General features: G+C 57.4%; 13 protein-coding genes. 7 read left to right on the forward strand and 6 right to left on the reverse strand.

What is annotated here, in order from left to right; genetic code table 11:
• The first annotated feature begins 169 nt into the window (after positions 1-169).
• The 5 genes from LC417_RS19515 (at position 170) to LC417_RS19540 (ending at position 15,310) form a co-directional block, all read left to right on the forward strand.
• Entirely contained in the window at positions 170-1,900 is a 1,731-nt protein-coding gene (locus tag LC417_RS19515; protein ID WP_223566253.1) for a ShlB/FhaC/HecB family hemolysin secretion/activation protein, read from the forward strand.
• A gap of 58 nt (positions 1,901-1,958) precedes the next feature.
• Positions 1,959-12,380: a hemagglutinin repeat-containing protein gene (locus LC417_RS19520; protein WP_223566254.1), complete on the forward strand. Its 10,422-nt coding sequence runs from the start codon at positions 1,959-1,961 to the stop codon at positions 12,378-12,380.
• A gap of 298 nt (positions 12,381-12,678) precedes the next feature.
• On the forward strand, positions 12,679-13,065 hold the full coding sequence (locus tag LC417_RS19525; protein ID WP_223566255.1) for a hypothetical protein: 387 nt from the start codon (positions 12,679-12,681) through the stop codon (positions 13,063-13,065).
• 177 nt (positions 13,066-13,242) lie between these two features.
• Positions 13,243-15,021: a VENN motif pre-toxin domain-containing protein gene (locus tag LC417_RS22490; RefSeq protein ID WP_374197803.1), complete on the forward strand. Its 1,779-nt coding sequence runs from the start codon at positions 13,243-13,245 to the stop codon at positions 15,019-15,021.
• Positions 15,008-15,310 carry a lipase chaperone gene (locus LC417_RS19540; RefSeq protein WP_060681419.1) on the forward strand — a complete coding sequence of 101 codons (303 nt, stop codon included), beginning with the start codon at positions 15,008-15,010 and terminating at the stop codon, positions 15,308-15,310. The genes LC417_RS22490 and LC417_RS19540 overlap by 14 nt, the downstream gene beginning before the upstream one ends.
• Before the next feature lie 47 nt (positions 15,311-15,357).
• Here LC417_RS19540 and LC417_RS19545 read toward each other — a convergent pair whose 3' ends face one another.
• Positions 15,358-15,591, reverse strand: coding sequence for a SymE family type I addiction module toxin (locus LC417_RS19545; RefSeq protein WP_064690451.1), 234 nt, complete (start codon positions 15,589-15,591; stop codon positions 15,358-15,360).
• Between the two features lie 369 nt (positions 15,592-15,960).
• Here LC417_RS19545 and LC417_RS19550 point away from each other — a divergent pair, with 369 nt between their 5' ends.
• Together LC417_RS19550 and LC417_RS19555 are read left to right on the forward strand one after the other, a co-directional pair.
• Positions 15,961-16,245 carry a damage-inducible protein J gene (locus LC417_RS19550; protein WP_122459548.1) on the forward strand — a complete coding sequence of 95 codons (285 nt, stop codon included), beginning with the start codon at positions 15,961-15,963 and terminating at the stop codon, positions 16,243-16,245.
• Entirely contained in the window at positions 16,242-16,541 is a 300-nt protein-coding gene (locus LC417_RS19555) for a type II toxin-antitoxin system RelE/ParE family toxin (RefSeq protein ID WP_010257487.1), read from the forward strand. Before LC417_RS19550 ends, LC417_RS19555 begins: the two co-directional genes overlap by 4 nt.
• Positions 16,542-16,676: 135 nt before the next feature.
• Here LC417_RS19555 and LC417_RS19560 read toward each other — a convergent pair whose 3' ends face one another.
• The 5 genes from LC417_RS19560 to fdnG are packed head-to-tail and all read right to left on the reverse strand — an operon-like array spanning position 16,677 to position 22,836.
• Entirely contained in the window at positions 16,677-17,288 is a 612-nt protein-coding gene (locus LC417_RS19560; RefSeq protein WP_010257484.1) for a glutathione S-transferase, read from the reverse strand.
• Positions 17,289-17,309: 21 nt separating this feature from the next.
• Entirely contained in the window at positions 17,310-18,233 is a 924-nt protein-coding gene (fdhE, locus tag LC417_RS19565) for a formate dehydrogenase accessory protein FdhE (protein WP_052270951.1), read from the reverse strand.
• A complete protein-coding gene (fdoI, locus tag LC417_RS19570) occupies positions 18,233-18,874 on the reverse strand; it encodes a formate dehydrogenase cytochrome b556 subunit (protein ID WP_010257478.1) in 642 nt (213 codons plus the stop codon). Before fdoI ends, fdhE begins: the two co-directional genes overlap by 1 nt.
• Positions 18,874-19,773, reverse strand: coding sequence for a formate dehydrogenase subunit beta (gene fdxH, locus LC417_RS19575; protein WP_010257476.1), 900 nt, complete (start codon positions 19,771-19,773; stop codon positions 18,874-18,876). Before fdxH ends, fdoI begins: the two co-directional genes overlap by 1 nt.
• A 12-nt stretch (positions 19,774-19,785) precedes the next feature.
• A complete protein-coding gene (gene fdnG, locus LC417_RS19580) occupies positions 19,786-22,836 on the reverse strand; it encodes a formate dehydrogenase-N subunit alpha (RefSeq protein ID WP_223566256.1) in 3,051 nt (1,016 codons plus the stop codon).
• Between the last annotated feature and the right edge of the window lie 209 nt (positions 22,837-23,045).

The raw sequence follows: 23,045 nt of genomic DNA on the forward strand, positions 1-23,045 counted from the left end.
TATCAAAAGGTTAATAGCTAATTTTTCTCCTGTCATACTCTAAGGTTTTTCATCAATCCGGTGGTTAAGAAACCGCCCTAAAAATAGCCAGCCCTCTTGTTTTTCCCCTCGCCTGATGGATAATTCGCCAGAATTTACACCCGGTTACATTTAGTGAGATGGAATTTTCATGAAAAGGATTTGTTTATCGCTCTGGCATCCGCCAGTGCGTCTGCTCACCATGGTGGCAGGCGCGCTGCTCTGCTCTGCTTTCCCGCTGATGGCAGCCCCGCCAGCCGATAATCCCCGCGAAGAAGGCCAGGCGATTGATGCCCGCGAGCAACTGCGTCAGCAGACGCGCGAGCGCGTGCTGCAACAGCAGAATGCGCCGCAGGCGAATGAAAATCTTCCCCGTCCTGATAGTCGTCTGCCCGGTTATCCTGTCAGTGAGCAGCCCTGCTTTACCATCAATCAGATCGCCCTGACTGGCGACGAAGCCAGCCGTTTTCAGTGGGCGCTCGACGCCGCCGCGGATGCCACCGGCCGCTGCCTGGGCGGACAGGGCATCGTGCTGGTCATTAACAAAGTGCAGAATGCAATTCTCGCCAAAGGCTATGTCACCACCCGCGTCATGGCACAGGAGCAGGATCTGACTAAAGGCGTATTAACGCTGACGTTACAGCCGGGCCGTATCAGCAGGATCCGTTTTGATGAACCGGTTTCCTGGCGTGGACGGCTGTGGAATGCGATTCCGGCGTCATCGGGCGAGATATTAAATCTGCGGGATATTGAGCAGGGGCTGGAAAACTTCAAGCGGGTGCCCAGTGCCAGTGCCGACATTAAAATCGTGCCGGGCGAGCAGGAAGCCACCAGCGATCTGCAGGTCAACTGGCGCGAAGGCAGACCGGTGCGGCTCAGTCTGGGACTGGATGACAGCGGCTCCAGAAGTACCGGGCGCTACCTCGGTTCCGCCACCCTCGCAGTGGATGCGCCCTTTGCGCAGAACGATCTGTTTTACGCCAATATTGGCAAAAATCTGTTTGAGCATGGGCCGTTCGGTAACCGCTCGCACACCCTGAATTACTTTTTCCCGATAGGCTACTGGGCCGTTTCCGCCAACTACAACGACTACACCTATCACCAGAACATCCCCAATGCCAATGAGGTGCTGCGCTACAGCGGCAAGAGCGATAATTTCCAGCTCATGGTCTCCCGGTTGCTCTACCGCGATCAGTCGAACAAAACCACGCTTAATCTGCTTGGCTACCGCAAACATTCCACCAACGCCGTCAACGATATCGACATTGTGCAGCAAAAGCGGCGCACCGCGGGCTGGGAACTGGGCCTGAATCAGCATAGCTATCTGGGCAGCAGCACGCTGGACGCCAGTATCGCCTGGCGGCGCGGTACCGGGGCGTTTAATGCGCTTCCTGCACCAGAAGAGTCGCGTCATCAGGGCAGCGCGCGTACCGGCATATTGCTGGGCGACCTCGGCATCAACCATCCTTTCGCCGTGGGCGAGCAGCCCTGGCGGGTCTACAGCAGTGTGCGGGGACAATGGAGTCCAAATGCCCTGACGCCACAGGAGCGCATGGCGATTGCCGGCCGTTATACGGTACGCGGCTTCGACGGTGAACAGATGTTGTCGGGGGAAAAAGGACTGCTGTGGCGCAACGAAATTGGCTGGAATCTTTTCTCGCGCGGGCATGAGCTCTATCTGGCTGCCGATTATGGCCGGGTAAGCGGGCCTGCGACTCGCGATCTTGTCGGGCATCAGTTGGCAGGCAGTGCAATAGGGGTACGCGGCGCGCTCTGGGGGCGCTTCAGCTACGACCTGTTTGCGGGCATTCCGCTCTATAAACCCGCGGGTTTTCATACCTCAGGCGCGACGGCGGGTTTCAGCGTTAACCTGGAAATCTGACCACCAAAGCGGGCGATCCCGCTATCTGAACAGAGTGACTTTCACATGGATGTGACACATGAATAAACATTGCTATCGCATTATCTTCAGCCGCACCCATGGGGAACTCCGGGTGGTGTCAGAACTTGCCCGCAGTTGCAGCACGGAACCCGGCCAGAGCCGTGGCAACGGCGCGCCGCGTCTCTGGGTCACTTTACGCCGCGCGGCGTGGCTGCTGGGAATGGCCCTGTTTGCCAGGCCTGCAATGGCGAACGGCATTGTGGCGGATAGCAATGCTACGCCAGGACAGCGGCCGGACGTCATCGCCACCCAGAATGGGCTTCCGCAGGTTAATATCACCGCCCCCAATCAGGCGGGTATCTCGCATAACCAGTATCAGCAATTCGATGTCGCGCAGAACGGCGCCATCCTGAATAACTCCGCAGTGATGACCTCAACACAACTGGCCGGAATGATTCAGGGCAACCCGAATCTCAACCCAGACACCCCAGCGGCGCGGGTGATCATCAACGAAGTAAACAGCAATAATCCCAGCCAGCTGCGCGGTTATATGGAAGTGGCGGGCGGACGGGCGCAGGTGATCGTTGCCAACCCGGCCGGGATTGTCTGTAACGGATGCGGCACCATCAACGCCGGACGGATGACGCTGACCACCGGCAAACCACAGCTCAACGCTGACGGCAGTCTGGCGGGTTATCAGGTCGAACGCGGCGTGGTGCGCATTGAAGGCGGCGGACTCAACGGCGATCCGCGTCATGATACTGAGTATGTTGACGTACTGGCCCGCGCGGTGGAGATCAATGCGGGCGTCTGGGCCAAAAAAGAGCTGGCGGTGGTGGCCGGTCGCAATCGCGTAAGCGCAGACGCACAGACGTTCACACCGCTGGCTGATGACGGCAGCGCCAGACCTGAACTGGCGATCGACATGGGGCAGATGGGCGGCATGTACAGCGGCCAGATCCGCATGATAGGCACTGAAGCGGGCGTCGGCGTGCGAAATCAGAACGCTCAGGTGCAGGCGGGCAAAACGCTGGTGGTGAGCAGCGAAGGTAAGCTTGTCTGGCAGTTGGCGGCGCAGGATGGCGTGACGCAGGCCGGAGGCGACATCAGCCTGGCGGCCAGAGAGGATATTGACTATCAGGGCAAACTCCACAGTGGCGGTCAGCTGACGGTCCGGAGCCGCGAAGGCGGAATCACTCAGTCCGGCACCCTGGCGGCGGCAGGTGATGTGCGGCTGACGGCGGCCCGCAGCATCCAGAGCAGCGGACACCTGCTGGCAGGCAGCGATGCCAGTAGCCAGGTTGTACAGGAAGCTAATCTGCAGCTGGAGAGCCAGGATACCATTCGGGCCAGCGGCAGCCTGCTGAGCAAAAAAGAGGTCAGCGCGCGCGGACGCCGGGTCGATCTCAGTGGCGCTCAGGTCGCCGCCAGCCGCGCAACGCTGACGGCTCAGGAGGGTGGTGTTGCCGTGCGGCAGGCGGTGATCAATGGCTATGAGCTGGTGATTAATACGGCAGGTGATATCGAGGCGCAGCAGGCGCAGATTAGTGCCGGGCGCTGGCAGATCGATGGACGCAGCCTGTTCAGCCAGCAGGCCGGATGGTCGCAGACCGGAAGTGGCGAAAGCCGCTTCACGTTGAGTGGTGGGCTGGATAACAGCGACGGAGCGATTGAGAGCCGGCAACTCAGCTTCCGGGCCGCCTCGCTGAATAACCAGCGTGGACGCATGGTCGCACTCGACAACGCCGCCCAAAAATGGCGGATTGACGGTCTGCTCGACAATACCGCGGGTGAGCTGGGTAACAACGGCGATCTGACGCTTGAGACAGGCAGCCTGACTAACCAGGGTGGCACCGTTAAAACCCAGGCCGCGCTGGCTATTAATGCCCGCGACGTGGTTAACAACAGTCAGGGTAAGCTGCTGGCCGGTGATGCGCTGACGCTCAGCGCGGGCGGTGATCTCGATAATCACGCTGGCACCCTGAACGGCGGTCAGCTGTCGCTGACCACGCAGCATCTGAATAATGTGCAGGGCGAGATCGTCAGCCAGCGCGATCTCGATCTGACGACACTACAGGGCCTGGATAACAGCGATGGCTGGATCGAAGCGGGTCATCATCTCTCACTCAACAGCGGCGGACTCTGGCAGAACCGCGACGGAACGGCACAGGGCGGTGAGCGAGTCACGGCGACGACAGATCAGCTCAATAACGCCAGCGGCCGGTTGCAGTCTGGCGGTGATCTGGAGCTGACCAGCCGTGGCGATATCCTCAACCAGAGCGGCAAACTCACGGCGAAAAATGCCCTCGCGGTCCATGGCACCGCAGCGACGCTATTTGATAACGATGGCGGATCGCTGCAAAGCGGCGGCGATCTGCTGCTGCAGGGCGGCGCACTGAACAATCGCCAGTCAGGGCAGATTCTCAGCCAGCAGGCACTGACGCTGAACCTGGCGGGCGACTGGGACAATCAGGGTGGCACCCTGACCGGTAATGGCCGCACGCAGGCCAGCGCCGCAAATCTGTTAAATGCTCAGGGCGCGATCAATGCGCTGGATACGCTGGATATGCAGGTTGCTGGTCGTCTGGATAACAGCAATGGCCGCATCTTCAGCCGGTTAAGCCAGACGCTTCAGGCGCAGGAGATGAGCAATACGCAGGGCTGGATGGGCAGCCAGGGAAGCTGGACTGCCACGACTGCCGGTTTCGATAACACGGCGGGCAGCGTACAAAGTCAGCAGCAGGCTGAACTCTCGGCGAACTGGCTTAGTAACGCCAGCGGCGTGTTGCAATCGGCTGCTGGCATGGCGTTACGCATTGCGCAGGATATCAACAACCTGGCCGGTAAAGTCTCTGCTCAGCAGCAGCTTACCGTTCAGGGTCAGACCGAAGGCAGCCGCACCGGTAACATTAACAATGCGGATGGCCAGTGGCTGGCTGGTGAGGGGCTGACTATTACCGCTGCGCGACTCGATAACACCCAGGGCGGTCTGCTCTACAGTCAGCGGCAGTTGAAGCTGAATCTGGCCGGGGATGTGCATAACCAGGCCGGTAAGATCCAGAGCGGCGAAGCGTTCCAGCTGGATGCGCAGACGCTGAACAACACAGGCGGCAATATCGACAGCCAGCAACAGCTGACACTTCAGCTGTCAGGGCAGTTTGATAACAAGGGCGGCGCGGTACGCAGTAATGGCGGGCAGCAGATCAATGCCGCAGCGATCAACAACCGTCAGGGCGTGTTCAGCAGCCGTGAAGCGATTAATCTGACCACCGGGCAGCTGGAGAATGCCAGCGGCACACTGATTAGCCAGGGCGCGGGAAGTTATCACGTCGGCACGCTCAACAACCAGCAGGGCAAAGTCCACAGCGGCGCGGCGCTGACCCTTGAAGCCGCACAACTGAACAATCAGGGCGGCCAGCTGGTGGCCACGCAAGATTTAGTGCTGAACGCCACGGCGATCGATAACAGTACCCAGGGTGTGATCAGCAGTCAGGCGGGGCTCTCACTGCAGGCCGATCGCCTTATCAACCGCGACGGCGGTCTGTTACTCGGCACCACCTACAGCGACATTACTGCCCGTGATATCGATAACAGCGCCGGACGGCTGCAGAGCGCCGGAACGCTCATGCTGCGCGGTGTTGCACAGCTGGACAACCGGCAGGGACGGGTGCTGGCGAATGGCGATCTCACCCTCAACGGTGATCTCTCACCGACTGATTCACCGCTGGTGCTGCTCAATCAGAGCGGAAGGCTGGAGAGTGCTGGCGCATTGAGCATCCATGCACACTCTTTTGATAATCAGGGCGGCACGCTGCTGGGCCTGCAAGCTCTGACGCTGACCGCGCAACAGGACTACACCCGCCAGGCGAGCGAAACCATCAGCAGTAACGGCACGGTGACTGTCTCTCTGAGCGGGGCGTTTACTAACCTGGTGGACTGGCTGCTGCCGGGTAATCTGGTGCTGAATGCGGCAGGCATAACCAACCCGGCGATGCTGGTGGGCAAAACAGTTCAGCTCACGACCGGTGCGCTGCTGAACAGCGGGCGTCTTGAAGCCGACGACCTGACGCTGAATGTCGACTCGCTGGATAACCGTGCCGCGTTGATAGGTGATGAAGTCACCGTGCGTTCCCGGGTGATCGACAACCATGGACAGCCTGCGGTCATCGCGGCAACTCAAAACCTGACCCTGCAGGCCCGTGAGCGGCTGAGCAACACAGATGGCGCGCTGCTCTATAGCGGCAATCGCCTGTCATTGCATAGCGATGACCTGATCGAGAACCGGGCGAGCTTTATTGAAGCGGACGGTGATATGACGCTGGAAGCGCGGCGGCTAGACAACCTGCGCGAAGGGCTGGTGATAGAGCGTGAGGCTGAGACCAGCGACTACAAGTGGCATCGTTATAACTACTACTGGCGATCTTACGGCTCAGCAGTGAGCACGGATCTCAGCACCATGGCGTCAACGACTCAGCAACTGACTTTCCAGGATGAGGCCGCGGCGCAGAGCAATCCTTACGGCACCCTGCTGGCAATTGACGCAGTGGGCAAACGCGCTCAGGTACGGGTCATGAACAATCAGGGCGTGCTGACCGATCTTTGGGTTAACTATCTGGCACTGAACCCCAGCGCCGATGGCACGTATGCCATGACGTTCTATGAAACCCGCGGATTCCGGCAAAATAACGTACCGACTCCCTATCAAAATACGGTGTGGCGTGAACATGATCGTGGACGTCTGGAGCAATGGGATCCCGAAAAACATATCGACATCGACAATGCGCCGTTCGTTACTGATTACAACAATTTCCGTGAACGAACTGCAACTGGCACCATAACGCGTGATCGGCTGGTCAGCGAAGGCATGGGTGCCCGTATTCTGGCGGGCGGCAACATGATCCTGCGCATCACCGGAGCGTTACTCAACGATGCCAGCGTGATCACGGCTAACGGCAATCTGACACTGGATGGCGGTGGTAGCATTGATAACCGGGGCTACTCGGTTAATGAGCGACGGCAGGAAGTGATTGTCGACCACTATGACAAGGATACCCATCACTGGTATCCGACCTTCAATTCCGATGAGACCACCGCCCTGGCAACCGTTGACGGCATCATTACCGGCAACGGCAACGTCAGCATTAACGGGGCCAGCATCAGCAATACCACCGTTAATCAGGCGCAGATAAGCCAGCTTGAAGCGGCGCTGCAGGCAGTGGACGCTGAGCGCGCTGAGTATGAACGTAACCCACTGGCCTTTGCCGTGGACGGGGTCGCCCGCCATGACGGCGACACAGAACTTACGACGGGTGCTAACACATCGGGTCGCCCACTGTTACCGGCCGAACTGGCCCTGACGGCGCTACAACAGCTGGAGAAAGTCGCCACAACCATCCCCAATAATGGTCTGTTCAGCCAGCATACCGCGGCGGGCAGTCCGTTCCTGATTGTGACTGATGAGCGCTTTACCAGTCAGAGCAAATTTATCAGCAGCGACTATCTGCTTGAACGGGTGGGTTACGACCCGTCACAGGTGCATAAACGCCTGGGCGACGGTTTTTATGAGCAGCGTCTGGTACGCGAGCAGGTCCTGAAGCTGACCGGCAGGCCTTCCGTTAACGGCTGGGATGCGATGGCGCAGTATCAGGAGCTAATGAACAACGGCTCTAAAGTAGCGCAGGATTTCCATCTGGTGCCGGGCGTGGCGTTGACGCCGCAGCAGATTGCGGCGCTGCAACAGGATATCGTCTGGCTGGTCAGCGAAACGGTTGATACGGCAGACGGCCCTCAGACGGTGTGGGTGCCGAAAGTTTATCTGGCACAGACCACGCTGCGCCTGACTGGCGCGGGCGCGGTGATTGGCGGCGGTAATCTGCAGCTCTCGGCAGACAGCGTGACTAATGCCGGTAACCTCTTTGCGGACCAGGCGCTCTCCATCGACAGCGGGCAGTTTCAGCACCTGGGTGGCGATATCAAGGCGGGCAGCATTGATGTGAAGGCGGAGACGCTGACGATCAGCACCGATCTGCAGAATGCCCTGCGTCAGGCGACGATGAGTGCTGAGAATATCAGCCTCAGCGGCACCGATATCCGGCTGCAGGGCGCGAAACTCAATGCCACCAATAACCTCAGTCTGAGCGCGCGCAACAACCTGGAGATCGGTGCCGCGAAAAGCAGTCACAGCGGCAGCCTGAACGTTATCTCCGGGGCGATGGGTAACCGCACCAGCAGCGGCATAGAAGAAGCGGGCAGGCGCATGGCGCAGGTCAGCGGCGAGTGGCAGCAGGCAAAGGGCAGCGAGCTTAACGCCGGTGGCAATCTTCTGCTCTCGGCCGGTCGTGACCTGACGCTGACCGGTAGCCAGGCCAGCGCCTCCGGCTCTGCCCGGGTTCAGGCTGGCGGCGACATTCACATCGGCGCTGAAACCACCACCAATGCCACCCATCTTGAGGCTGGCAGCCGGACTTCATCGGTCAGCAACAGCCGCACGGAAGATCGCCTGGTGCTCAGCACCCTGAGCGGTGACCAGGGCGTGACGCTGGTGGCGGGTAATAACCTGCTGGCCGAAGGCGCGCAGGTTGACAGTACAGAGGGCCGCATTGGCGTCAGCGCGCAGAGCGTTACCATCAAGGACGCGCGTACCCACACGCAGGACCTGGACAGCGAGAACAGGCGGCTGGGTAATACCCGCAGTCATCGTGACGAGGAGACGATTCGCGAGGGCAGCATGGGAAGCACCTTCAGCGGAGAACAGGGTGTAACGGTCATCGGGCGTGAGGGTAACGTGACGGTCACCGGCAGCACGCTGCACAGCGGACAGGGTGCTGTTGCGCTGCAGGCGAAAAAGGATGTCATCCTCAGCCACACGACAGACAGCGAGCACCGCGTCTCAGAAGAAAAAAGTCGCGGCCGGAAAACCAAAGGTGAACGCTCAGAGGAAATGCTGAGTGAGAACGTGGTGGGGAGCACACTCAGTGGACGTGATGGCGTCACGGTGGTAGCGCAGGACGGCAGCATCACCGCCACGGCCAGCACTCTGCACAGTGAGCTGGGGGCCGTTGCACTGCAGGCGAAACAGGATGTGACCCTCAATACCGCCACCGAACGGGCGTTGGACTTTAGTGAAGAACGTTCTGAGAGAAAAGGCTTCCTGAAAAAGAGCAGCAGCCACACTATTACGCAGGACGGCAGCACGCGCGAGAACGGCAGCCTGCTGAGCGGCGAAAGTGTCACGGTCATTGCCGGGCGCGACCTGACGGTGACCGGCTCGGCGGTGGCCGCAGACCAGGACGTCAGTCTGCGGGCCGGACGCGACGTGGAGATCGGCGCGGCGACCGAGACCGACAGTCACTACCAGCTGCAGGAGAACAAAAAGAGCGGGCTGCTGGGCAGCGGTGGCATCGGTTTCACCATCGGCAAGCAGTCCACGCGGCACGAAATTGATGAAAAAGGCACCACCCAGAGCCAGAGCGTCAGCACCATCGGCAGCAGCCAGGGCAGCGTGGACATCACGGCGGGCAACCGGCTGCACGTCGGCGGCGCAGACCTGGTGGCGGGTAAAGACATGAACCTGACGGGCGACAGCGTAACTATCGACCCGGGCTTTGATTCACGCAGCCGTAAGGAAACCTTCGAACAGAAACAGAGCGGTCTGAGCATCGCCCTGTCAGGCACGGCAGGCAGCGCGCTCAACACGGCGGTGAGCACCGCGCAGCAGGCGAGGAAGTCGGGCGACGGGCGGGTCAGCGCGCTGCAGAACACCCAGGCGGCGCTGAACGGGGTGCAGGCGGCGCAGGCGGCTCAGATGGACGGGCTGAACACTGCCGCCGCGGACGCGCACAATGCAGCCGGCGACCTGAAGCCCGGGCAGGACGGCTATCAGGCGGGATCGACCAACACCATCGGCGTCAGCGCCTCGTACGGCAGTCAGTCGTCGAAAAGCGAAACGCGAACTGAGAGCAGTCAGTCGCAGGGCAGCACGCTGACGGCGGGCCGGAATCTGACCGTCACGGCAACCGGCAAAAACGGTACGGCGCAGAGCGGCGACATCAGCATCGCCGGCAGCCAGCTGAAGGCGGGCGGCGATCTGAGCCTGGATGCGTCGCGGGACATCCTGCTGCAGTCGGCGCAGAACACGCAGAGTACCGACAGTAAGAACAGCAGCAAGGGCGGCAGCGTCGGGGTCGGTATCGGCGTCGGGTCAGGCGGCTACGGCATCAGCGTGTCGGCGAGCGTCAACGCGGCGAAGGGCAGCGAAAAAGGCAACGGGCTGGCGCACAGCGAGACCACGCTGGACGCGGGCAACCGGCTCAGCCTGACCAGCGGGCGCGACACGACGCTCACGGGCGCGCAGGCCAGCGGTGAGAGCGTGAAGGTGGACACGGGCCGCAACCTGACGCTGACCTCAGAGCAGGACAGCGACCGCTATGACTCGAAGCAGCAGAGCGCCAGCGCGGGCGGCAGCTTCACCTTCGGCTCAATGACCGGGTCGGCGAACGTGAACGTGAGCCGGGATAAGATGCACAGCACCTGGCAGAGCGTGGCCGAGCAGACCGGGATTTTTGCGGGCAAGGGCGGCTTTGACGTCACGGTGGGTGAGCATACGCAGCTGAACGGCGCGGTTATTGCGAGTACGGCAGATGCCAGCCTGAATAAGCTCGACACCGGCACGCTGGGCTTCGGCAATATTGAGAACCACGCGGAATATGAGGTGGAGCATCAGAGTGCGGGCATGAGCACGGGCGGCAGCGTGGGCGGTCAGTTCGCCGGGAACATGGCGAACGGCATGCTGGCGGGGCTGAACGACAGCGGCAGCGCGGACTCCACCACGAAGGCGGCGGTGAGCGAAGGCACTATCGTCATCCGCGACCCGTCGAAGCAGAAGCAGAACGTGGCGGACCTCAGCCGCGACGTGGCGAACGCGAATCCGGGGCTGGACGTCATCTTCGACAAGGAGAAGGAGCAGAACCGGCTGAAGGCGGCGCAGCTTATCGGGGAAATCGGGGCTCAGGCGGGAGATATCGCACGGACGCAGGGTCAGATAGCGGGCATGAAGGCGCAGCAGGACCCGGCGGCTCTTCAGGCGGCGCGTGAGCAGCTGGCGGCAAGCGGTAAGCCTTATACGGAAGCCGATATATCGCAGCGGGCGTATGACAATGCGATGAAGCCGTTCGGCACGGGTTCGTCGCTGCAGCAGGGCATCAGCGCAGTGACGGCGGCGGTGCAGGGCCTGTCGGGCGGGAACCTGGCGCAGGCGATAAGCGGCGCGTCGGCACCGTACCTGGCGGAAAAGATACATGAACTGACGACGGACGCGAACGGTAAGGTAAATGTCCAGGCGAACCTGATGGCGCACGCGGTGCTGGGTGCGGTAACCTCGTACGCGGCGGGCAATGCTGCGCTGGCCGGAGCCTCGGGCGCGGTGATGGGCGAGTACATCGCGCAGCAGCTGTATCCGGGGGTTAAGCGCAGTGACCTGTCTGAGGAGCAGCGGCAGACGATAAGCGCGCTGGGTACGCTGGCGGCGGGTCTTGCGGGCGGCGTTGTGGGTGACAGCACGGCGGATGCGGTGGCGGGGGCTCAGGCGGGTAAAAATGCGGTTGAGAATAATCATTTGCACACCGCAGAAGCCAGGGCGCTTGATAAAGAACTCTCGGACTGTAAAGCGTCGGGCGGTGACTGTCAGGCCGTAATTAACAAATATATTGATATCAGCAATAAAAACAGTAAAGAACTGGCGGAAGCCTGCACCGGAGGAGGTGTTGCCTGTGTAAGCTGGGAAGAACTGGTTCAGGCGGAAACTAACATTGCTCTGGATGCTGATAAACATCAGGTAAGGCTGGGTGATAAACTGAAAGATCCGGATGCAGCTGCGATAGTTAAATATCTTAACGGGTCTGATCTTAAATTCCTTAAGGATAATATCACGAAAAGTGATCGGTTTATGGATGTGGTAATGAACCCAACTTCCTGGCCGGTAGTGATAATGGGTGGGAAAGCAATTATTACGAATATTGTGAATAACAGCAAGGAGCAATTAATTGCTGTTGGAGTTGCTGGGGCTGCAAATGTAGGTATTCAATATGGCACGACAGGTGAGGTAAAACTGTCTGATGTAATTGGATCTGTAATTGTTGGTGGGATTACTGCGGGTAAAGGTTATAACCCAACGGTTACATGGAATGCAGCAGGTGGGTATTATCAGGCAGAAATAAGTGGAGATGATCCGATTATGGCTGCACTTATGAGTACTACTAGTTCTGGGGCAGGATATAAAGCAGGAAATATTTTAAAAGTACCTTTTGATAAGGTCTTCAATCCTGTGTCAAAGCAATATGAATGGGTGTCGAGCGGAGTTTGGACAATATCAAAACCGGTCCCTCAAAGCTCAGTGCCATCTGTGGCGGGTAATGTCGCAGACTCTCTCACATCAGGTTTACTTAATTCACCGAATGGCAATAATTCGGGAGAGAAAAAATGATCCGTATAACTAAATGGAAGTTAATAATTTTATTCATATACTCATGCACCACTATTCCTGTGTTTATGTTTTTATTGAGTCTATTTTTTCTATGGCAGCCGTCTCCAGTAGGGGAGGGGGTTTTTGCGGAGAAAAATTTAAATGTTGCATTAAATATGGCAGGAGTGGGGTTTTTATTGGGTATCATTTTATGGCTATCTTATTATTTACCGTATAGAAAAAGAAATTTGAATAAAACAAAAAGTTAATGCAGTCTGTTAAAAATAGGGTTAAGTTTAGATATGATGAGTGATGCCATATGACTGAGAGAATTTTAAGTATTGATATCGGTGTTCATTCCTTTAAAAATATTCAGCTAAAGGATATTAAGTATTTTTCTGGGGCGCTTGATCTGACTTTTTACTTATTTGATGAGGATTTTAAAAGTAATGTTATGGTTACTTTTGAATGGATACACTCCTTTCGTGTAACAGATGAAGGTGACTTGCTAAAAATGCAAGATGATCTGAATGGTCAGATGATTACAGGAATTTATACAGTAGAAGGATCTCATTATTTATCATGGTTTAATAAGCAAAGCGCCAACATCCATGATGGGGGTACTATAAATCATTACTTAATAGTTACAGGCGATGATGTTATTGAAGTACTGTCTTCTGTTAGTCCAACAATAACACCTTGTTAATAGAAAGCCCAGTTTTCACGGCTGGGTTTTTACTTTATAACCAGTGAGTTACCCGATAATGGCCGCTACTCAATAAACCTCATCACTGTCACCGACAGCACCAGCAGCAGCGCGGGCGGCAGCTTCACCTTCGGCTCGATGACCGGGTCGGCAAACGTGAACGTGAGCCGGGATAAGATGCACAGCACCTGGCAGAGCGTGGCGGAACAGACCGGGATATTTGCCGGAAAGGGCGGCTTTGACGTCACGGTAGGTGAGCACACGCAGCTGAACGGCGCGGTCATCAGCTCAACGGCCTCCGCCGATAAGAACCGGCTCGACACCGGCACGCTGGGCTTCGGCGACATAGAGAACCACGCGGACTACAGGGTGGAGCACCAGAGCGCGGGCATTAGCACGGGCGGCAGCGTGGGCGGTCAGTTCGCCGGGAACATGGCGAACGGCATGCTGGCGGGGCTGAACGACAGCGGCAGCGCGGACTCCACCACGAAGGCGGCGGTGAGTGAGGGCACCATCGTTATCCGCGATAAGGAACAGCAGGCGCAGGACGTGGCAGGGCTGAGCCGCGACGTAGCGAACGCGAACCCGGGGCTGGACGTCATCTTTGATAAGGAGAAGGAGCAGAACCGGCTGAAGGCGGCGCAGCTTATCGGGGAAATCGGGGCTCAGGCGGGAGATATTGCACGGACGCAGGGCCAGATAGCGGGCCTGAAGGCGCAGCAGGACCCGGCGGCGCTTCAGGCGGCGAGGGAAGAGCTGGCCAAAAAAGGGAAGCTGAACCCGACGGCAGATGAAATAGCGAAGCAGGCTTATGATACGGCGATGAAGCCGTTCGGCACGGGTTCGTCGCTGCAGCAGGGCATCAGCGCAGTGACGGCGGCGGTGCAGGGTCTGTCGGGCGGGAACCTGGCGCAGGCGATAAGCGGCGCGTCGGCACCGTACCTGGCGGAAAAGATACATGAACTGACGACGGACGCGAACGGTAAGGTTAATATCCAGGCGAACCTGATGGCGCACGCGGTGCTGGGTGCGGTAACCTCGTACGCGGCGGGCAATGCTGCGCTGGCCGGAGCCTCGGGCGCGGTGATGGGTGAGTACATCGCGCAGCAGATGTATCCGGGCGTTAAACGTGAAGACCTGTCTGAGGAGCAGCGGCAGACGATAAGCGCGCTGGGTACGCTGGCGGCGGGTCTTGCGGGCGGCGTCGTGGGTGACAGCACGGCGGATGCGGTGGCGGGGGCGCAGGCGGGGAAAACGTCGCTGGAAAATAACGCACTGAGTGATATTGCGCAGGCGCAGTCTGAAGGTAAGACGCCGGAACAGAAGGCCGGTGAGTACGTTGAGGCGGAAAACGAACGCTATAAGAAGGCAAACTGCGGCGGCATGAGCGCCGAAGCCTGCTCGGTGAAGATGTATGAAGAGCGGCGTGAAGCGCTGAAAGATATGGCTTCGCTGGGTGCTGACTTCGTACCTGTTGTGGGTGATATCAAAAGCTTTGCGGAAGCGCAGTCGGCGCTTGATTACCTTGTGGCTGCAATCGGTATCATTCCTGGCGCGGGAGATGCGGCAGGCAAGGTCATCAGGGCAGCAGAAACGGCGCTGAAAAAAGGCGACGTGGCTGAAGCGTCGAAGCTGATTAATAAGGCCAGTGACGAAGTGTCTGCAACTCTCCCAATGGGAAGTAAGCGCAATCCGATGAATCAGCCAAGTAATCCATCTTATCAACCTGTAAGAAATCAGCCGAGTACGATCAGTAATCGAGAATATTCCGGGCATGCTTTAGACAGAATGCAGGATCGAGGAATAACCCCTTCTGTAGTTGAAAATACGATTAAAAATGGTAAATCAACACCTAGTCGAGGTGGAACAATAGTACATTATGATCCTGAAAGTAAGGTATCCGTAGTTACGAACGAATCTGGTAGGGTGGTCACGGTTAAATATGGCGATAAATAAGAAGAATGACATCTGTGAATATGCGCTTAGTTCACTAAATGATGTCGTCAGCTTTGCGAGGTTCGTTAATTATGCGGAAGATTTACCTCAGCTAAACGATCTGTTTGAAGGGGAACATGATAAGGATAATTATCAGCAAATATGGTTTGAGCTAGAAATTATTAACGCACTTGCCTTATCTGAGTGGGAAATTGAAGGCCGTCCCGCAGACTGGCAAACTCGCTGGCTATCAGACTATAAACAAGATGCTTCTGAACTAATAGGTAAGTTATTAAGAACGTTGAAATAAAAGTAAAATCCCAGCCAACCGGCTGGGATTTTACTTTTATCGGTCAGTTACCCTTCAGTCGCCAGCCGGATAACCAGCTGTCCCGGCCCGGGGATCACCTCGATCTTCTGCCCGGTCGTAAAGCCCAGCGCTTCCAGCCAGCGCCCTTTAATGGTGAGCTGTGGCAGCGGGTTCGGCTGGCCTTTATTAGGCCGGTATCCCACTTTGTAATAATGTGCCTGCGATCCGCTTGCGGCGGTTGTGGGCGTGTGGGTCTCTGACTTATGATGTGCCTCAGCCATAATTAACTCCAGTTCAGTTAGTTGTGGTCAGCGGGCTGTTGGTGTTCCACCACCTTCAGCTCGCGTTAAAAATCTCTCGTTACGTTCTTCCTTTTCTGTTTTCTCCTGTTCAAATATACACCGCCCGCTTTGTAAACTCGCTGAAAGCTAAGTAATAAACTGCGAGTCGTCTCTGAAAAACGGATTGTTTTTTCCATTTACTATTTCGTTTACATCCTCTTCTCAATACTCTCTTCAGCATCTGCAGCCGGCCATTTGTTCCTATGGGTGTGGCGATTTCCGGCATCGCATAAGAGTGAAATGAAGATGACAGAGAAAAGGATGACAGGCATCATGACACCACAAATGACACCACGCGAGAGGCAGGTTATGAGTACTATCCACTTCAGGATTGATGAGGACGTTAAACGACTGGCGATGCGGGCAGCAGAGCGCCAGAAGATGACGCTGACAGAGGTTATGCGTCAGCGAGCGGAAGAGCTGGCTGCCGAAGAGCGGCAATATCAGGACAGTAAACATGATGCATGGCTGGAAGAGCAGATAGTGACGGCATTCAGTCGTTATGATGCCGGTGATAGCGAGTTCATCAGTAACGATGAAATGAATACCCGCATGGAAGAACTGAAAGCGCAGGCCGCGCGGGGAACGTTGTGATATCAGCCGTTCAATGGGAAAAACAGGCGCAGGCAGACAGGGAGACGATATTTCGTTATCTGTATCGTGAGGCTGGCCTGCTGGTAGCCAGTGCAACAGACGATAAGTTTACCCGTATGGCCAGTCTGCTTAGCGAAAACCCGCGGGCCGGAACAAAAGTCGGCACAGAAAAACAATATAAACTGGTGGTGCCACGCTTTCCGTTCATCATCGTCTATGTTGCCGAAACAGATGGCGTTCGCATCCTGCGGGTACTTCATACATCCCGGAAAATATCAGGCCGCTATCAAAGATAGTTAGCCTGTTCATCCAGCATCAGATTGTCAGGCATAAGGACGTCGTCAGACAGAACGGCACGCTTCAGAGCTGGATTAGAAAATTAGCACCCAAACCGCACCTTTTAATTTTTCACCTGCCAGCCACAGCACCCATCACGCCGCAGGCGGCGTCGTCCGCGCAAAGCTCTCACGCTGAAACAGTGTTTCCGCCAGTTTCACCAGCGCCGGTCGTTCAACACACCAGTTCGGCACTACGCGACGGAAATTGAGGTAGCCGATCATGCAACCGGTGGCGATATCCGCCAGATTGAGCTGGCCGTTGTTAAGCCATTTCCCCTCTGCCGCCTTCGCTTCCAGCATGTCGAGGCTGCGCTGAATCTTTTCACGATTGCGCAGCAGCACCTCTTCCGACTGCAAATCCCCCGGACGCATCTGCTCGCGCACGATCACCAGCGCGGCATCGCTGACGCCATCCGCCAGCTTCTCCAGCTGACGGATGTTAAGCGATTCAAGCGGATCGGCAGGCAGCAGAGCAGGCTCCACGCCACGCAGTTCCAGAAACTCCGCAATGATGCTGGAATCGAACCAGATTTGCTTATCGTCAGCGACCAGCGCCGGAACTTTGCCCAGCGGATTGTAGTGCGGCACGTGGCTGTCATCGCTGTAAGGCGATGCGTTAACGAATTCAAAAGTAATGCCTTTTTCCAGCATGATAATCGAAATCTTACGCACAAACGGGCTGGTATAGCTGCCAATCAGTTTCATCGGGTTCTCCAGAGTCAGTGACTATTCGCCAGGAAACATAAAGGGATTGAGACTGCTGCGTGCGAAGCCTTCCTGCTCCATTTTGGCATCCAGTATCAGCGATGCCAGGTCATCTGCCACCGGTTCAATGGCCGGATCTTTCTCCTGATAGAGCATCTTCAGGTAAGTGCCGCAGTCGCCACAGCTCTCTGCTTTCACCGCCGCCCGTTCGCTGTCGATCGACCAGTAATGCAGATCACGGGACTGTTCGCACTGGGTACATTTGCTGCGCACCACATGCCATTCACTTTCGCACAGATTACAGTGCAGATAGCGCGCGCCTTCATGACTGCCCATATGCACCACGCTGGCGACCGGCATACTGGCGCAGACCGGACAGAACTGACGCTGATCGCCCATCTCAGCGCGTGCTTTGCCTGGGATCAGGGCCGCCATCTGCGCCCAGTAGAGCGAAAGCGCCGCCCAGATAAAGGGTGCTTTGTCGCTGCTGACCAGCGCATACTCGCCGGTAAACAGCGCGCTGGCCAGCGTTTCCAGCTCGGTGGCGGACGCCTTCTCCAGATTCTCCAGCACCGCCAGTGCCTGACCGCTCATCTCTGGCTTCAGCTCGGCAATCAGTGAATGCAGCAGTCGCTGCCAGTGGGGATCGCGCGGCAGGGTATGAATATTCAGCGGCGGCTTGCCCTCGCTGGCGCTCTGCGTCAGGCGGGCATGCAGGTCGATGTGCAGCGGATGGTCATACAGCACAATCTCCTGCGCTTCAGCGATCACCGCCGCAAAGCGCAGGTAGTCGCCGAGTGGGTTTTTCGCCGCCAGGTCACGCAGTCGCGCAGCACGACGGCTGTATAAATTTTTCAGCCGTGGAAAAAGTAACGGCGGAATCATCTCCGCCGTTGTCTTTTCGCCTTTCTCCAGCTGATCTTGCGGGATTATGCGAATACTCATCAGGGGCGTTTTTCCTGTTTTATTGGCGGATTACGCTGCTCGCGATACCAGCGAGGATGGTGCTGCCTGGCCCATTCGGCGCTGACCCAGCCTTCCACCATCGCGGTCAGTGTGCCTTTGACCCACAACGCAGCATAAATGTGCACCATAATGACGATGATCAGCGCCACCGCTGACACCGAATGCACCACCAACGCCAGACGAATCAGCGGAATGGCGAAGGCATCGGCAAAGTAAGGTCGCCAGATCACGATGCCACTGGCAAGCAGCAACACTAAGCTGATAATAGCAGCCCAGAACACACACTTCTGACCAAAGTTATATTTACCGGTATCACCCACCTCTTCATTCAGCGCAATCCGGTGAATGTTTCTGGCCCAGTAAAGGTCATCGCGATTAATCAGGTTGTGTTTCCAGTAACGCAAAAACATCAGCATAAAAGCAACGAACATCACCACGCCGACAAAAGGATGCAGAATACGCGCCAGCTGTGGTGTGCCAAATATCTGCATCAGCCAGTTGAACGACGGAAAGAAAAACCCTAATCCGCTTAACGCGGCCATGACAAAGCAAATCGCGACAATCCAGTGATTGATGCGTTCGGGTGCGCGGTAACGCACCAGATGATCGGGCTTTTTCATTATTTGCGCTCCTCAGGGTGATCGTCGTTGTCGTCGTGCTCTTCAGTGACGCGATTCGGGCCAACGCCAACATAGTGAAAAATAGAGGCGGCGAACGTAGCGGCAAAACCCACCGCCGCCAGCGGTTTCCAGATCCCCTTCCAGAAGGTCACCGTCGGGCTGATGCCCGGGTTAGCAGGCAGCCCGTGATAGAGCTGAGGCTTGTCGGCATGATGCAGCACATACATCACGTGGGTGCCGCCCACGCCTTCCGGGTTGTAGAGGCCAGCCTGCGCAAACCCGCGCGACTTCAGCTCCGCCACGCGTTCCTCCGCCAGCGTCAGCATGTCGCTTTTGCTGCCGAAATGAATGGCGCCGGTCGGACAGGTCTTCACACAGGCAGGCTCCTGGCCGACGCTGACGCGATCCACGCACAGGGTGCATTTGTAGGCGCGGTTATCCTCTTTGTTGAGCCGCGGCACGTTGAACGGGCAACCCGCAATGCAGTAGCCGCAGCCGATACACTGCTCAGACTGGAAATCGACGATGCCGTTGGCGTACTGAATAATGGCACCTGCCGACGGACAGGCTTTCAGGCAGCCGGGATCGGCGCAGTGCATGCAGCCATCTTTGCGAATCAGCCAGGCCAGCTTGCCGTTCTCTTCAACTTCCGAGAAGCGCATCACCGTCCAGGATTTTGCGGTCAAATCGGTAGGGTTGTCATACACCCCGATGTTATGACCGACTTCATCGCGGATGTCGTTCCATTCGGAGCAGGCGACCTGACAGCCTTTGCAGCCAATACAGGTAGTGACGTCAATGAGCTTCGCAACTTCACGCTGGTGATCGCGCGCCTGTGGCGGTGGGGTAAAGCCGTTGGTCGCTGAGCGACGGATAATATCTTGTGATTGATAAGCCATTGTCATCTACCGTTACGCTTTTTCCACTTTCACTAAAAATCCCTTGTACTCCGGGGTCTGCGAGTTGGCATCGCCAACCGACGGCGTCAGCGTATTGGCGAGGAAGCCTTTACGCGTGGTGCCTTCAAAGCCCCAGTGACAGGGAATACCCACGGTATCAACCGGCTTGCCGTCAATCATCAGACGCTGCAGACGACGTGTTACCACCGCTTTGGCTTTGATATAGCCACGGCGCGACGAGACTTTGACGCTGTCTCCGGCCTTGATGCCTTTCTCCTCTGCCAGTTCGGTGCCGATTTCAACAAACTGCTCCGGCTGCGCAATCGCGTTCAGCAGGGCATGTTTGGTCCAGTGCCGGAACAGTTCGGTGATGGAGTAGGTGGTGGCGACGCAGGGATAGTCAGCGGCCTCGCCCAGTTGCGCGGCGTCGCTGCTGAACAGTCGGACGACCGGACTATGACGCTGCTGCGGATTCATAGGATTGTCGGCGAGCGGGCTTTCCATCGGTTCGTAATGTTCCGGGAAGGGGCCGTCGGCCATCTTATCGAGCGCAAACAGGTGGCCAAGACCATCGGGCTGCATGATAAACGGACCGGCCTGCTGCTGCGGCGACAGCGTTACCGGATAATCCGGCACGTCAATGCCGTGCCAGCGAGTGCCATCCCACTCAATCAGGCGGCGACTCGGATCCCAGGCTTTACCCTGCGCATCCGCGGAGGCGCGGTTGTAGAGAATGCGGCGGTTAGCCGGCCACGCCCAGGCCCAGCCGGAGACCGCGCCCAGCCCCGATGGGTCGGCGTTGTCGCGTCGTGCCATCTGGTTGCCTTCCGGCGTCCAGCTGCCGCTGTAGATCCAGCAGGCGCTGGCGGTGGTGCCGTCGTTACGCAGCTCTGAGAAGCCGTTGAGCTGCTGGCCTTTTTTCAGCAACAGCTTGCCGCTGGCGTCGTAAATGTCGGCCAGCGCCTGACCATTGTTCTCCTGCGCCACCTCTTCCGGCTCAGGATTCGATGGATCGCGGTAGTCCCAGCGCATTGCCATCAGCGGCTCTGGGTTTGCGCCGCCTTCCAGTCGATAGAGCGCGCGCAGGCGCATGAACAGGTTGCCGAGGATTTTACCGTCGTGCAGCGCTTCAGCGGGCGGCTCCGCGGCCGCCCAGTGCCACTGCAGCCAGCGCGACGAGTTGGCCACCGATCCCGACTCTTCAGCGAAGCAGGAAGAGGGCAGACGGAACACTTCGGTCTGGATTTTCGACGGATCGACATCGTTGAACTCGTCGTGATGCTGCCAGAAGCTGGCGGTTTCGGTGCGAAGCGGATCGATCACCACCATATATTTGAGGCGGGACAGTGCCCGGACCGCTTTATTTTTGTCCGGGAAGGCGGCCAACAGGTTGAAGCCCTGAATCAGACAGCCGTTCAGCGCGCCCTGTTCCATCATCTCCGCCTGCGCCATGCAGTCGTAGCTCTTATCCCACTTCGGTAGCCAGTCGTAGCCCCACTGGTTTTCCGCTGTGGCCTTATCGCCATAGAAACTCTTCATCAGGCTGACGAAAAATTTGTCGGTGTTCTGCCAGTAGTTGACCTGATCCGGCAGTGTCGCAACCGGCGTGGCCTGCTGCAGGTAGGTTGCCAGGGTGGTCATCTTCTCGGAGGGCAGTGGCAGATAGCCCGGCAGACTCTGCGCCAGCAGGCCGAGATCGGTATAGCCCTGCACGTTGGAGTGGCCGCGCAGCGCGTTAATACCGCCGCCTGGCATCCCGATATTACCCAGCAGCAGCTGAATCATCGCCGCCGTGCGGATAATCTGCGAACCGTTGGTGTGATGAGTCCAGCCCAGCGCATAGAGAATAGTCGCGGTGCGATTCGGCACACAGGTGGAGGCCAGCTGCCTGCACACCGCAATAAAGGATTCCTGCGAGGTCCCGCACAGGCGCGTCACCATTTCCGGGGTGTAACGGCTGGCATGGGTTTTCAGCAGGTTCAGCACGCAACGCGGGTGAGTGAAGCTCTCATCGCGTTTCGCATGGCCGTTTTCATCCAGCTCATAGTGCCAGCTGGTTCGATCGTACTGACGGGTTTCAGCATCGTAACCGCTGAACAACCCGTCGCTGAAGCTGAAGCCTTCGCTGACAATCAGGGCAGCATTGGTGAAGGCGCGAACATACTCCTGCTGAATCTGATTGTGTTGCAGCAGATAGTTGATCACCCCCATCAGGAAAACCACATCGCTGCCGGCACGCAGTGGCGCGTAGAGATCGGCGACCGCCGCAGAGCGGTTAAAGCGTGGATCGACCACGATGACCTGCGCATTGTTATGGGTTTTGGCTTCAATCACCCATTTAAAGCCAACCGGATGCGCCTCGGCGGGGTTGCCGCCCATGATCATCACCACATTGGCGTTTTTGATGTCGTTCCAGTTATTGGTCATTGCACCACGACCAAAGCTGGGGGCCAGCGCGGCCACGGTCGGGCCGTGACACAGGCGCGCCTGGTTTTCCAGCGCCAGAATACCCAGCGAGCGGGCAAATTTCTGATCGAGCAGGCCGGTTTCATTACTGGCGGCGGAAGAGCAGAGCATGGCGGTGGTCGGCCAGCGGTTTACCGTCACGCCAGCGGCGTTGGTGGCCTGGAAATTGGCATCGCGATCCTGCTTCATCAGGCGGGCTATGCGGTCAAATGCCTCATCCCAGCTGATGCGCTGCCATTTATCCGAGCCTGGCGCGCGGTATTCCGGGTATTTCAGGCGCTGTTCACTGTGAATAAAGTCGAGCACGCCCGCGCCTTTGGGGCAGAGCGATCCACGACTGACCGGATGGTCAGGATCGCCTTCAATATGGTAAATCGAGGCGCGGGCATTTTTAGCGCCATCACCCAGGCTGTAAATCAGCATGCCGCAGCCGACTGAGCAGTAGGTGCAGTTATTACGCGTCTCTCTGGCGCGAATGAGTTTGAACTCTCTGACGCTGGCTAAGGCTGTGGTGGGGGCAAAACCGAGTAACGCCGCGCTGGTGCCCGCCAACCCGCCAGCACAGATTTTGAAAAAACTCCGTCTGTTAATTTGCATTTTATCGTTCTTCTTTATTGGCTCCATTGCGAAGCCTTGCAAAATAGCAGCCCTATCTGCCTGTAAGTTGACCAGGGTCAACAGGTTAGTCATTAGTAATTCTTTTTCTAAATTTTGTTAAAAATCCTCGGCAACCAATCCCCGGCGCAAGCAGATTTCCCGTAGCGGCAGATAATTACTGTTGTTTTATGCTTACCGATGTTAAAGCC

This window comes from Pantoea sp. OVA07A (assembly GCF_019969975.1).
In the GTDB taxonomy this organism is placed as follows: Bacteria; Pseudomonadota; Gammaproteobacteria; order Enterobacterales; family Enterobacteriaceae; genus Pantoea; species Pantoea agglomerans.